Origin of the sequence: Flavobacterium saliperosum (assembly GCF_900100625.1) — a bacterium.
GTDB lineage: Bacteria > Bacteroidota > Bacteroidia > Flavobacteriales > Flavobacteriaceae > Flavobacterium > Flavobacterium saliperosum.
In genome coordinates this window covers 43,403-55,727 of record NZ_FMTY01000008.1, presented here as the reverse complement: position 1 = coordinate 55,727, position 12,325 = coordinate 43,403, and the positions used below count along the sequence as shown (strand labels likewise).

The window sequence follows — 12,325 nt, the reverse complement described above, 5'->3', positions numbered from 1 at the left end:
AAATTTACAATATGGAACCAGTGGTACTACAGAGAAAAATTATCCATGTCGATATGGATGCTTTTTATGCTTCGGTCGAGCAGATGGACAACCCGTTGCTCAAAGGGAAACCTGTGGCCGTGGGCGGAAGTGAAGTGCGCGGTGTGGTTTCGGCGGCGAGTTATGAAGCCCGGAAGTTTGGGGTTCGCAGTGCAATGAGCGGTTATCTGGCGAAGAAGTTATGTCCGGAAATTATTTTCGTACGACCTCATTTCGACCGATATAAAGAAATTTCGAAGAAAATCCGTAAAATATTTCACGACTATACCGATTTGGTGGAACCGCTTTCACTGGACGAAGCCTATCTGGACGTGACCCAAAATAAAAAAGGAAATCCGAGTGCGACCCTGATTGCGCAGGAAATCCGTCAACGTATTTTTGAGGAAACGGGTCTGACGGCTTCGGCAGGCATTTCGGTGAATAAATTTGTGGCGAAAATTGCGTCGGATTACAACAAACCCAACGGTCAGAAAACGATCAATCCGGATGAGGTCGAGCTGTTTCTGGAAGCGTTAGACATCAAGAAGTTCTACGGCATCGGAAAGGTAACCGCCGAAAAAATGTACCAACACGGGATTTTTACCGGGAAGGATTTGAAAGAACGCACCCGGGAATATCTGGAAGAACATTTCGGAAAAAGCGGTGGCCATTATTACAGCATTGTCAGAGGAATTCACAATAGTGCCGTGAAACCCAACCGTACGACAAAATCTGTGGCGGCGGAACATACGTTCAATACGAACCTTACTTCGGAAGTTTTCATGGAAGAACGCCTCGAGCGTATCGCGGCGGAACTTTCAAAACGGCTCCAAAAACATAAAATTTCCGGAAAAACGGTTACGTTGAAAATAAAATATTCTGATTTTACATTGCAAACAAGAAGTAAGACATTACCTTATTTTATCTCCGATAAAAGTCTGATTCACGAAACGGCCAAAGAATTGTTGTATCAGGAACGCATGAAAGATTCGGTGCGCTTGTTGGGGATTTCACTCCACAACCTGAATACCGAGACCAAGAAATCGGTAGTCGTTCAACTGAAATTTGAGTTTTAGGAATAAAAAAACCGACTTCAAAAGAAATCGGTTTTAAGTATGTTTTTGTTTGAATTAATCTCTGCTGGAAAGTTTGGAAAGCAAACGTAAAAATTCCACATACAGCCAAACTAAGGTAATCATCAATCCCATGGCGCCAAACCATTCCATGTATTTTGGAAGACTTCTTTGCGCTCCTTTTTCAATCTGATCGAAATCAAGAAATAAATTCAAAGCCGCCACCACAATTACGAAAGCGCTGATTCCGATACTCATTAACGAGTTGCCGTGGTGTACCGGCTGGAAATCCATGAACAGGGAAAGTAACCATGAAATCAGGTAGAAACTGGCGATAGCCAAGGTAGCCGCAACCACTACGGAACGAAAACGTTCGGTTACTTTTACGATATTGTATTTGTACAATCCGAAGCAAACAACGAAAGTTACAAAAGTAGCCCCCACCGCCTGTATTACTAATCCCGGATACATCGATTCAAAAATAGCGGAAAGCCCACCAATAAATAGTCCTTCAAAGACAGCATACCCCGGCGCCAGATACGCGGAATGTTGCGGTTTGAAAGCAGCGATAAGTACTAAAATAAATCCTATGATGGCACCGCCGATAGTTAAAATCATTGGGTTGTACCCGCTGAACGTCATCGACCAGGTTACGGCAGCTCCGGCAACCAGTAAAACCAACATCAGTAAACTTTTGTTGATGGTACCTTGAACCGTCATGGTATCATTATAGTCAATGGCAACCGCTTGATTTTCGTTTGTCTCTTCAGAAGAATAGCGGGTTGTATTGGTGAAAGATTTGTTTTTAAAAAACGGATTGTTCGAATTCATAACGTGTTTTTTGGTTTCTCAAATATACTTTTTTCTATTCAATTTCGGAAATACGTAGTGTGTTTACCATCCCTTTTTCGGTAACCGGCATGGCGGCAAGATTTACCAGCATGTCGCCCGATTTCACATACCCTCTTTCTTTACAAATCGCATTAATGTCATCAATCGTGTCATCGGTACTCACAAATTTATCGTAAAAGAAGGCGTTTACTCCCCAAAGTAAATTCAATTGCGTCAGGATACGTTTGTTGGAAGTGAAAACCAAAACATGCGCATGCGGTCGCCAGGCGGAAACCTGAAATGCCGTGTAGCCACTGTTAGTCAGGGTTGTAATCGCTTTGGCATTGATGTCGTTGGCTAATGTCGCACCGTGATAACAGATGTTTTTGGTGATGTACCGGTTGGTTTTAATCTGAGGTTGGTTTTGCGGTACCTGAATCAGCGGTGAATCTTCCACGGCTTCAATGATCTGGGTCATTTTTTCAATTACCTGTACCGGATAATTACCTACTGAGGTTTCTCCAGAAAGCATCACGGCATCCGCTCCGTCCATCACCGAGTTGGCAACGTCGTTCACTTCGGCACGGGTTGGCGTTAAGCTTGTAATCATGGTTTCCATCATTTGCGTGGCAATAATTACGGGAATACGTGCGGTTTTAGCCCTGTGAACGAGTTTTTTCTGGATCAGTGGCACTTCCTGAGCCGGAATTTCCACACCCAAATCGCCACGAGCGACCATTAATCCGTCGCAAAAAGCAACAATTTTATCGATATTTTCCACAGCTTCCGGTTTTTCAATTTTAGCGATAATCGGAATTTTATGGGTGGAATTGGTCATAATCAAGTCCTGTAAATCTTTCAGGTCTTCGGCGGTTCGCACAAATGAAAGCGCAATCCAGTCCACTTCACTTTTAATGGCAAAAAGCGCGTCACGGATGTCTTTTTCGGTCAATGCCGGCAGGGACACCCTTGTGTTGGGAAGGTTGACTCCTTTTTTGGATTTCAATGGCCCGCCCTGAATGACAACAGCTTCCACCTCGGTGTTTTTATCGGTCGTTAGCACTTCGAAAATCAGTTTTCCGTCGTCAAGCAAAATACGCTCTCCCGGATTAACGTCTTTCGGAAACTCTTTGTAGTTCATGTATACCTTTTCGGCAGTACCCAAAATATCTTCAGCGGTAGTGAACGTAATGCGGTCGCCTTTGCTTACCACAACGTCTTCTTTCATCACCCCTACGCGTAATTTCGGTCCTTGCAGGTCGGCTAAAATGGAAGTGGTATATCCGAATTCGTCGTTCAGTTCTCTGATCATGTCGATGCGTTCTTTCACATCGGTATAATCGGCATGGGAAAAGTTAATTCTAAAAACGTTTACTCCTGCATCAATCATGTCTTTAATCACTTCTTTAGTGCTGCAGGCCGGGCCAAGTGTCGCTACAATTTTCGTCTTTTTTCTTGTTGGCATTGTATTAGAAAATTAAATTATTTTTCGATTTCAATTTATGTTGGTCGATTTTATATGCCGTTGTAATTTGTTTAATGGCGAGTAGTTCGTCAATTAACAGGTCAACGTCGAAAAAATCGTCGGTATTCTCAATTTTTATGATGTAGTCGACTTTTTTCAGTTCGGGAAGCAGAAAAATATTGGTGGTAATGTCCAATTCTGTTTCGTCGAAAAGCGAAGTCGCTTTGGTTTGTCGGGTTACGACTTCCGTTTTGTTGGGAATCAGGTTCCAGTACAATTCGTTTTCTTCGTCATCGAAAACAAATCGGGTAAAATGACTCTTTCCTTCGGGAATCTGAATGCCGATATCGTGTTCGCTTTTTTCAAAGGAAACGGCTAATTTCTGATTGATACAATATGCCAACCGATAATCTTCCAGCGTGGAATGTACCGCGACCAGTTGATAATCAATCGAAATGAAATCGTCAATCTGAATTTTATGAATAGCCATAGTGCTGTAAAAGATAATGTAAATATAGCACATTATGCTTTTAAAAAACAGCCTGAAGTGTTGTTAACGATAATTTAGTGCAGGTGGTGTAGTTAGGTGTTGGGACTCATTTTTTCCTGAAAAGCAAAATAGGCACGTTGTGATGCTTTTTCTTCGGCTTTCTTTTTGGAAGTCGCTCTGGCCCGGGCTACTATTTTGTTGTCGATTTTCAGTTTCACGCCAAAGTATTTCACACCTTCGTTTCCATTGTCTTCAAAAACATCGAAATGAAACGTCTTTTTTTCTTTCTGACACCACTCAATCACCAGACTTTTGTAGCTGATTACCTTTCCTTCCAGTTTCGGAATGTCCACGTAAGGGACAATTACCTTTTTGTGGATAAATTTTTCACAGTATACAAATCCCCGGTCGAGGTAAATGGCTCCGATTAAGGCCTCGAAAAGATTCCCGTGAATGTTTTCGCCGAAATGCTGCGTAGAGACCTTGCTTTCCACATATTTAATCAGGTTCAGGTCTTTTCCCAGTTCGTTCAAATGGTCCCGACTGACAATTTTCGATCGCATTTTGGTTAAATACCCTTCGTCTCCCGTGGGAACTTCATTGAATAAATGGGCCGCAATTACAGAGCCCAACATGGCATCACCCAGAAATTCCAATCGCTCATAGTTGATGGAGTTTCCTTTTTCATCCACTTTGTTCATGGAACGATGGGTGAAGGCTTTGCGGTAATTGTTTAGGTTTAAAGGTTTGAACCCCAGTATCTTTTGGATGGCATCAAAAAAAATCCCGTCTTCTGAAGAGCGGGAATTTGAAAATATTTTCTTGATGATACTCATGACAAATGATTACTCTTCTAGTTTTTTGAATAAAACGCAAGCGTTGTGACCACCGAAACCGAAAGTATTGCTCATGGCAACTTTCACATCTCTTTTTTGAGGTTGGTTTAGTGTTAAATTCAAATTTGGATCGATATTCTCATCTACCACCGAGTGGTTAATTGTTGGAGGAACAATACCGTGTTTCATTGCTAAAATGGAAGCAATGGCTTCGATTGCACCGGCAGCACCCAACAAATGACCTGTCATTGATTTGGTGGAGTTAATGTTAATGGTTTTTGCATGCTCGCCAAAAACCGCACTGATGGCTTTCAATTCGGCAACATCACCAAGCGGCGTGGAAGTTCCGTGCGTGTTGATATGATCTACATCTTCCGGTTTCATTCCCGCGTCTCTTAACGTGTTGTTCATTACCGCAATTACTCCAATTCCTTCCGGATGTGGAGCTGTAAGGTGGTATGCATCGGATGACATTCCGCCACCGCCAACTTCGCAATAAATTTTTGCACCACGGGCTTTCGCGTGTTCGTATTCTTCCAATACTAAGGCACCGGCACCTTCACCCAGAACAAATCCGTCACGGGTTGCGTCGAACGGTCTTGAAGCGGTTTCGGGACTTTCATTACGGGTGGATAAAGCATGCATGGAGTTGAATCCGCCCATACCGGCAATGGTTACCGCAGCTTCCGATCCTCCGGAAATGATAACATCACACATTCCCAAACGGATGTAGTTGAAGGCATCAATTAACGCATTGGCAGAAGAAGCACAAGCAGAAACAGTGGTATAATTTGGTCCCATAAAGCCATTTCGCATTGAAATATGCGCCGGGGCAATATCGGCAATCATTTTTGGGATAAAGAAAGGATTGAATTTTGGCGTTCCGTCACCTTTAGCATAATAAATAACTTCGTCCTGGAAGGTTTCCAAACCACCGATTCCGGCACCCCAGATAACTCCAACCCTGTATTTATCCACATTATCAGCAGTAATTCCGGCGTCTTTAATCGCCTCATCACTTGCCGCAACGGCGTATTGCGCAAATTTATCCAATCTACGAGCCTCTTTACGATCCATATATGCTTCGATGTTGAAGTTCTTTACTTCGCAGGCGAATTTTGTTTTGTGCTTTTCGGTATCGTAATATGTTATTGGGGCTGCGCCGCTTTTACCATTGATCAGTCCATCCCAGTATTCTTCGATGGAATTTCCTATAGGGGTAAGAGCGCCTAAACCTGTTACTACAACTCGTTTTAATGCCATAATATATTTTTTACAATGTATTTAAACAAATAATACCCATGTTGCTTTTCTTTAATCTGTAAAGGAAACATGGGTAGTAGATTGTATTTTTTTGATTGCTCCCAATCAGTTTTTTTCCTAGATGGCAAAAATAATAACACCCATGCATTCCGAAGAATACATGGGATGTGTATTAGTTATTATTTTTTAGCTTCTTCGATGTAAGAAATAGCTTGACCAACAGTAGCAATGTTTTCAGCTTGGTCGTCCGGAATTTGAATATCGAATTCTTTTTCGAACTCCATGATAAGCTCAACAGTGTCTAATGAATCAGCTCCTAAGTCGTTTGTGAAGCTTGCTTCTGTTACAACTTCATTTTCGTCAACACCTAATTTGTCTACGATAATCGCTTTTACTCTTGATGCAATGTCTGACATAATCTTTAATTTTAAAATTTAATTTGTTGGCAAAAATAAAAAACTTTATTTTAAAACAACATTTTAGTTAATAAATGTGACTACGAAATTAAAAAAATAATTTTATAAAGACCTCTATTTTCTATTTATTATCATTTATTATTCTTTTTTTTGCACTGTAAAAACGATGGTTCTTTACGTAATAAAAATTACAGGATAAATGAAACGAATAGTAATTTTTGCTTCCGGTTCGGGTTCGAATGCCGAAAATATCATACTACATTTTAAAAATAAAAGCCAAGGAAACGTAATCGCGGTATTGTCTAACAATCTGCATGCCAAAGTGTTGGATCGTGCTAAAAATCACGACATTCCTGTTGTTGTTTTCAATAAGACCGAACTTAGTGACGGAACGGTTCTGGAAAAACTCAATGAACTGCAACCTGATTTAATCGTCTTGGCAGGTTTTCTTTTGATGTTTCCGGCAGCCATTATCGCACAATATCCTGATAAAATAATAAACGTACATCCGGCGCTGTTGCCAAAATACGGCGGAAAAGGCATGTATGGCATGAAGGTGCATCAGGCCGTTCTGGAAAATAAAGAGAAAGAAACCGGCATTTCCATTCATTATGTCAACGAACATTACGATGAAGGCGCCATTATTTTTCAGTCCACCGTAAATGTTGAGGATTGTACGACACCGGAAGAAATTGCTGCAAAAGTGCACGAACTGGAACACCGTCATTTTCCCGAAGTAATTGAAAAACTAATCTCTCAAAAGTAATAGTTGAAATCCTACGAAGTACATATCTATACGGATGGGGCGTCCAAGGGTAACCCTGGGCCTGCCGGTTACGGTGTGGTTATGGAAATGGTGGGTACGCCATATAAAAAAGAGTTTTACGAAGGATTCCGACTGTCGACCAACAACCGCATGGAATTGCTGGCGGTGATTGTCGGATTAGAGAAATTAAAAAAACAGGGGACTGCCGTTTTGGTTACTTCCGATTCCAAATATGTAATTGATTCGGTGGTAAAAGGCTGGGTTTTCGGATGGGAAAAGAAGCATTTCGTCGGAAAGAAAAATCCCGATTTATGGATGCGTTTTCTTAAGGTTTACCGCCTGCATCAGGTTGATTTCCGTTGGATTAAAGGACACAATAATCATCCGCAAAACGAACGCTGCGACGCCTTGGCGGTGATGGCTTCCCAACAGCCAAAACTCTCCATAGACACTTTTTACGAAAAAGAAGAGGGTCATTTGTTTTGATTTCCATAACTTTAGGGAATGAAAAGGTCCCCAACTCTTTTTTTGTCACTACTGTTTTTTTTGTTGATTGGCGGTAGCTGCTATTCTCAGAAAAAACCGGAGCTCGCTTTGAATAAAGAGGGGGTGAAGGTATATCTGACCAAATTTGACTCCACCGCATTTAAAGAATATCGCGCGGTAATGACCGTAAATGCGAATATCGACACCATTGTCAAACAGTTGGTGGATGTTAAGAATCTTAAAAAGTGGAATTACAAAACGCGCAAAAGTGAATTGGTTAAGAAGATTTCGGATTCTTCTTGGATATTTTACATGACACATCATTTAGGTTGGCCCATTCAGGATCGGGATCATGTTTCCAAAGTGACTTTGACAAGAAATGAAAATGAACGGATCATTACCATTCTTCCCGAGAACCGTTTGCTTAAAGAAAAACCCGGTTATGTCCGACTGACAAATTTTAAAGGGTTTTGGTGTCTGAAAAAAGTATCCGACACACAAACGCTTGTGATTCAGCAAATTTACGGCAATCCCGGAGGCCATATTCCGGCGTTTATGATAAATATGGTTATTACAAAAGGTCCTTTCGACACCTTTCGCGAACTGAGGAAGCGGGTCGAAAATCTTAACAAAAAATAGGCTTTTGCGAACCAAAACAAAATCGTACATTTGCACCTTCAAAATTAATATCATTTTATGAATAAATTATTGATAGTAGGGACAGTAGCGTTTGATGCAATTGAAACTCCTTTCGGGAAAACCGACAAAATTTTAGGTGGAGCAGGAACTTATATTGGACTTTCGGCTTCACATTTCAACTTGAAATCAGCCATTGTTTCTGTGGTAGGAGATGATTTTCCTCAAGAATATCTGGATTTATTAAAAAGCAAAAACATCGATATTTCCGGTCTTGAAGTGGTTCAGGGCGGAAAAACATTCTTCTGGAGTGGTCGTTACCATAACGATTTGAATTCCAGAGACACCCTAGATACCCAATTGAACGTATTGGCTGATTTTCAACCAAAAGTTCCTGCCGATTTCAAAAACGCCGATGTGGTAATGCTAGGAAACTTGCACCCAATCGTTCAAAGCAGTGTTTTAGATCAGATGGAAGTAAAACCGAAATTGGTGGTTTTAGACACGATGAATTTCTGGATGGATTGTGCATTACCTGAATTGTTGGACGTAATGAAACGCATCGACGTAATTACAATCAACGATGAAGAGGCCCGTCAGTTGTCCGGAGAATATTCTTTGGTGAAAGCGGCGGCAAAAATTCATACGATGGGACCAAAATATGTGGTAATCAAAAAAGGAGAGCACGGAGCGTTATTGTTCAATGAGAGCAAAGTGTTCTTTGCACCGGCATTGCCATTGGAAGAAGTATTCGATCCAACCGGAGCAGGAGATACTTTCGCAGGTGGTTTCGCAGGATTCATTACGCAAAGTGAAAACATTTCGTTTGACAATATGAAAAACGCCATCATTTACGGATCTAATTTAGCGTCGTTCTGTGTGGAGAAATTCGGAACAGAGCGAATGGAAAATCTGGAAAAAACAGAAGTGCTGTCTCGTTTACAGGAGTTTAAAGCCTTGACACAATTTGATATCGCGTTAGAAAACTAACACTATACACATGAGCCTCGGAAACGGGGCTCTTTTAATTAATACAACAACACAACAACTATGAGCGACGCTTTAAAACACGAGTGTGGCATTGCCCTTTTAAGATTAAAAAAACCTTTAGAATACTACAAGGAAAAATACGGTACGGCTTTTTACGGGGTACAGAAAATGTACCTGTTAATGGAAAAGCAGCACAACCGCGGTCAGGATGGTGCCGGTTTGGCCAGCATCAAACTCGACGTGGAACCGGGAGAACGTTACATCAGTCGTGTACGTTCCAATCAGGCACAGCCCATTCAGGACATCTTTGCGCAAATTAATCAGCGCATCAACGACGAAATGGAACAGCATCCTGAATATCAGGATAATGTTGCGGCACAAAAAGCAAACATCCCCTACATCGGTGAGTTGTTTTTAGGACATGTCCGCTACGGAACATTCGGTAAAAACAGCATTGAAAGTGTACACCCGTTTCTTCGTCAGAACAACTGGATGCACCGCAATCTGATTGTGGCCGGAAATTTCAACATGACCAACGTGAAAGAACTTTTCGAAGACCTGGTGCGTTTGGGGCAGCATCCGAAGCAAATGGCGGATACCGTTACCGTGATGGAAAAAATAGGACATTTTCTGGATGATGAGGTGACCGATTTGTACCAGGAATGTAAAAATGAAGGCTTAAGCAAAAGAGAAGCTTCTCCGGTTATTGCCGAGAAACTAAATATAGGAAGAATCTTAAGAAGAGCTTCCAAAAACTGGGATGGCGGTTATGCCATGGCAGGATTGTTAGGTCACGGTGATGCTTTTGTAACCCGTGATCCGGCTGGAATCCGTCCGGCATTTTACTATGAAGATGAAGAAATTGTAGTGGTGGCTTCGGAACGACCGGTAATTCAAACCGTTTTCAACGTGCCTTTCGAATCCATTAAGGAAATCACTCCCGGACACGCAATTATCATTAAAAAAGACGGTCGTGTAATCGACGAACAAATCCGCGAAGCATTACCGTTGAAAGCTTGTTCTTTCGAGAGAATTTATTTCTCCCGAGGCAGTGACGCCGAAATTTATCAGGAACGTAAGAATTTAGGGAAATTAATCATGCCGGCCGTTTTGGAAGCGGTTGAAAATGACACCGACAATTCCGTTTTCTCTTACATTCCGAATACGGCGGAAACCTCTTTCTACGGGATGGTGGAAGCGGCCAATGATTTCTTGAACCAAAGAAAGATAGCTGATATTTTAGCAAATAAGGAGTCGCTTTCCGCAGAAAAATTACAGGAAATTTTATCGGTAAAACTGCGTTCGGAAAAAATTGCGATTAAGGATGTGAAACTGCGTACGTTCATTACCGAAGACAGCAGTCGTGACGATATGGTGGCACACGTGTATGATGTGACCTACGGTGTAATCAAACCGACCGACAATCTGGTGATTATCGACGACAGTATCGTTCGCGGCACTACGTTACAGAAAAGCATCATAAAAATGATGGACCGACTGAATCCAAAAAAAATAGTGATCGTTTCCTCGGCACCGCAAATCCGTTATCCGGACTGTTACGGAATCGACATGGCAAAACTGGAAGGTTTGGTGGCATTCCGAGCGGCAATGGAATTATTGAAAGAGCGTAATTTGCTGCACATCGTTGAAGAAGTGTATCAGAAATCTAAAGCTCAGGAGAATTTCCATGACAGCGAAGTGGTCAATTACGTCAAAGAAATTTATGCACCGTTCACCGACCAGGAGATTTCCGATAAAATTGCTCAGATGTTAACGGAAAGTTCCGTAAAAGCAGAGGTTAAAATCATCTTCCAGACAGTTGAGAATTTACATATCGCCTGTCCTAAAAATTTAGGGGATTGGTATTTTACAGGTAACTATCCAACCGATGGGGGAAATCGCGTGGTAAATCGTGCGTTCATGAATTTCTATGAAGGCAAGGACGCCAGAGCATACTAAAATACAGACAAAAATGCTTTTCATCGATTTTATACGCAGTTTATCTGTTTTTTTTGATTGATGAAAACTGTCGCAATACATTCGTACTACCATAGCATTAGTAGGTTAAGTTTATGGTAGATTTGGGGCAAAAAGGGTGGAAGCAATTCCACCTTTTTTATTTTCTGTATTTTCCGTTTTTGAGGTTGTTTTGTCAACGAAAAGTAAGGAAAATGCACTTTATCGAAAAAAAATGCAGTATGTCTGATTTATTTGAAGTTCAATTACTATCGCCATACATTCGTATCACCATAGCATTAGTAGGTTAAGTTTATGGTAGATTTGGGGCAAAAAGGGTGGAAGCAATTCCACCTTTTTTATTTTATAAAAATTCGAAAAAAAACATAAAAAAAGAGAACCGTAATTGGTTCTCTTTTTGTTTTATAAAGGAATAAGAAATTCTTATTTCGCTGCTGCGTAACGTTTAGCCACTTCTGCCCAGTTAATTACGTTGAAGAACGCTTCAATATAATCCGGACGTCTGTTTTGGTAGTTCAGGTAATATGCATGCTCCCAAACATCCATTCCTAAAATAGGTTGTCCTCCGCAAGGTACGCCCGGCATGATTGGGTTGTCCTGATTCGGAGTGGAACAAACTTCCAGTTTTCCGTCTTTTACACACAACCAAGCCCATCCGGAACCAAAACGGGTTGCGCCGGCTTTTGCAAACTGCGCTTTAAACTCGTCAAAAGAACCGAAAGCAGCGTTGATAGCGGCTGCCAATTCTCCTGTCGGAAGTCCGCCGGCATTCGGAGCCATGATTTCCCAAAACATAGTGTGATTGTAATGACCGCCACCGTTGTTGCGCACGGCCATGTTGTTCATGTCAAGATTTTGAAGGATGTCTTCAATCGATTTTCCTTCCAAATCTGTTCCTGCGATAGCCGCATTTAGGTTGGTGATGTAAGCATTATGATGTTTCGAGTGGTGAATTTCCATGGTGCGGGCATCAATGTGCGGCTCCAAGGCGTCATATGCGTATGGTAACTTTGGTAATTCAAAAGCCATGATATTTTATATTTAAAGATTAATAATTAAATTCATTCAAAATTATAAA

General features: G+C 41.4%; 13 protein-coding genes. 6 read left to right on the top strand and 7 right to left on the bottom strand.

The genetic code is table 11. The annotated features are described in order from the left end of the window. Window positions 1-11 precede the first annotated feature (11 nt). Complete coding sequence (dinB, locus tag BLQ05_RS12400; RefSeq protein ID WP_035654946.1) at window positions 12-1,094, top strand: DNA polymerase IV; 1,083 nt, start codon at window positions 12-14, stop codon at window positions 1,092-1,094. Between the two features lie 54 nt (window positions 1,095-1,148). Here dinB and BLQ05_RS12395 read toward each other — a convergent pair whose 3' ends face one another. From BLQ05_RS12395 to BLQ05_RS12370, 6 genes are all read right to left on the bottom strand, one after another. Further along, on the bottom strand, window positions 1,149-1,922 hold the full coding sequence (locus tag BLQ05_RS12395) for a Bax inhibitor-1/YccA family protein (RefSeq protein WP_023577447.1): 774 nt from the start codon (window positions 1,920-1,922) through the stop codon (window positions 1,149-1,151). Window positions 1,923-1,956: 34 nt separating this feature from the next. Beyond that, window positions 1,957-3,387: a pyruvate kinase gene (gene pyk, locus BLQ05_RS12390; RefSeq protein WP_023577448.1), complete on the bottom strand. Its 1,431-nt coding sequence runs from the start codon at window positions 3,385-3,387 to the stop codon at window positions 1,957-1,959. 4 nt (window positions 3,388-3,391) lie between these two features. Further along, on the bottom strand, window positions 3,392-3,877 hold the full coding sequence (locus tag BLQ05_RS12385; RefSeq protein WP_035654948.1) for an IPExxxVDY family protein: 486 nt from the start codon (window positions 3,875-3,877) through the stop codon (window positions 3,392-3,394). A 92-nt stretch (window positions 3,878-3,969) separates the two neighbouring features. After that, window positions 3,970-4,713: a ribonuclease III gene (gene rnc / locus BLQ05_RS12380; RefSeq protein ID WP_023577450.1), complete on the bottom strand. Its 744-nt coding sequence runs from the start codon at window positions 4,711-4,713 to the stop codon at window positions 3,970-3,972. A 9-nt stretch (window positions 4,714-4,722) separates the two neighbouring features. Further along, on the bottom strand, window positions 4,723-5,976 hold the full coding sequence (gene fabF / locus BLQ05_RS12375; protein ID WP_023577451.1) for a beta-ketoacyl-ACP synthase II: 1,254 nt from the start codon (window positions 5,974-5,976) through the stop codon (window positions 4,723-4,725). 179 nt (window positions 5,977-6,155) lie between these two features. Next, window positions 6,156-6,392: an acyl carrier protein gene (locus BLQ05_RS12370; protein WP_007137004.1), complete on the bottom strand. Its 237-nt coding sequence runs from the start codon at window positions 6,390-6,392 to the stop codon at window positions 6,156-6,158. A gap of 199 nt (window positions 6,393-6,591) precedes the next feature. Between BLQ05_RS12370 and purN the strand changes: the two genes are divergently transcribed. From purN to BLQ05_RS12345, 5 genes are read left to right on the top strand one after another with little or no spacing between them, the layout of a single operon-like run. After that, window positions 6,592-7,158, top strand: a complete 567-nt coding sequence (gene purN / locus BLQ05_RS12365) for a phosphoribosylglycinamide formyltransferase (protein ID WP_023577452.1) — start codon at window positions 6,592-6,594, stop codon at window positions 7,156-7,158. A 3-nt stretch (window positions 7,159-7,161) separates the two neighbouring features. Beyond that, complete coding sequence (locus BLQ05_RS12360; RefSeq protein WP_023577453.1) at window positions 7,162-7,644, top strand: ribonuclease HI; 483 nt, start codon at window positions 7,162-7,164, stop codon at window positions 7,642-7,644. A 42-nt stretch (window positions 7,645-7,686) separates the two neighbouring features. Beyond that, window positions 7,687-8,283 (top strand): START domain-containing protein, encoded by a 597-nt coding sequence (locus BLQ05_RS12355; RefSeq protein ID WP_218120819.1) that lies wholly within the window; start codon window positions 7,687-7,689, stop codon window positions 8,281-8,283. A gap of 57 nt (window positions 8,284-8,340) precedes the next feature. Continuing rightward, the gene (locus tag BLQ05_RS12350) at window positions 8,341-9,270 is read left to right on the top strand and encodes a PfkB family carbohydrate kinase (RefSeq protein WP_023577455.1); all 930 of its coding nucleotides are present in this window, start codon (window positions 8,341-8,343) and stop codon (window positions 9,268-9,270) included. Between the two features lie 60 nt (window positions 9,271-9,330). Further along, window positions 9,331-11,229, top strand: a complete 1,899-nt coding sequence (locus BLQ05_RS12345) for an amidophosphoribosyltransferase (RefSeq protein WP_023577456.1) — start codon at window positions 9,331-9,333, stop codon at window positions 11,227-11,229. A 441-nt stretch (window positions 11,230-11,670) separates the two neighbouring features. On the opposite strand, the gene BLQ05_RS12340 is transcribed toward BLQ05_RS12345, so the two are convergent. Then, window positions 11,671-12,276 carry a superoxide dismutase gene (locus BLQ05_RS12340; RefSeq protein WP_023577457.1) on the bottom strand — a complete coding sequence of 202 codons (606 nt, stop codon included), beginning with the start codon at window positions 12,274-12,276 and terminating at the stop codon, window positions 11,671-11,673. Window positions 12,277-12,325: the final 49 nt, after the last annotated feature.